Raw genomic sequence first — 277 nt, 5'->3', positions numbered from 1 at the left:
ACGAGCTGCCGCCTTAGAGCATAATCCTATTCCAATTGATCATTTTTTGATTTCTGATCTTTTACCCACCAACGGGCTGTTCCATTCCGTTGTGGTATCCAACCCGCTGCCTTCAAAGATGCCGTTAATAGCCGAAGGGAAACTGGTGTCATAGGCCAGGGTAGACCGAGAAACGCCTCGGCGATCCTCCTGCTGGAAAGGATCTGAACATTTGTTTCCTCCCATTTTTCGAATGCCTGTGGATCAAAATCAATCGTCTGGGATACTTCAACTCCCA

The 277-nt window shown here is 47.7% G+C and carries 1 pseudogene; it reads right to left on the bottom strand.

The window, feature by feature from the left end:
• Nucleotides 1–26: 26 nt before the first annotated feature.
• Nucleotides 27–277: pseudogene (locus tag HK25_RS13470) on the bottom strand (hypothetical protein); the annotation flags it as partial.

The organism is Acetobacter sp. DsW_059 (assembly GCF_002153695.1).
GTDB classification, from domain to species: domain Bacteria; phylum Pseudomonadota; class Alphaproteobacteria; order Acetobacterales; family Acetobacteraceae; genus Acetobacter; species Acetobacter thailandicus.
The sequence above is the reverse complement of the archived record's forward strand: the minus strand, read 5'-3'. Positions and strand labels throughout refer to the sequence as shown.